Here is a 278-nt window from a genome sequence, read left to right as displayed (position 1 = left end):
CTGGTGCTGGCCTGGTAGAAGCGGGTCTTCTTCTCCAGGCCCAGGATGCGGATGGCCTCCAGGATGCGCAGTGTGCCGATGCCGTCGGCGTTGGCCGTGTATTCGGGCGTCTCGAAGGAGACCGCCACGTGGCTCATCGCGGCGAGGTTGTAGATCTCGTCGGGCTGCACCTGCTGGATGATGCGGATCAGGTTGGTGCTGTCGGTCAGGTCGCCGTAGTGCAGCTTGAAGCGCTGGTTGTCGACGTGAGGGTCCTGGTACAGGTGGTCAACGCGGTC

1 protein-coding gene is annotated in these 278 nt (G+C 63.7%); it reads right to left on the bottom strand.

Annotated features, from left to right (window positions below; all coding sequences use genetic code 11):
* Positions 1-278 (bottom strand): GDP-mannose 4,6-dehydratase (locus B0W88_RS32395; RefSeq protein ID WP_144007173.1); only part of this gene is annotated, 278 nt, incomplete at both ends.

Origin of the sequence: Pelomonas sp. KK5, assembly GCF_001984095.1 — a bacterium.
Classification (GTDB): Bacteria; Pseudomonadota; Gammaproteobacteria; order Burkholderiales; family Burkholderiaceae_C; genus KK5.
This window is presented reverse-complemented; position numbering and strand designations above follow the sequence as displayed.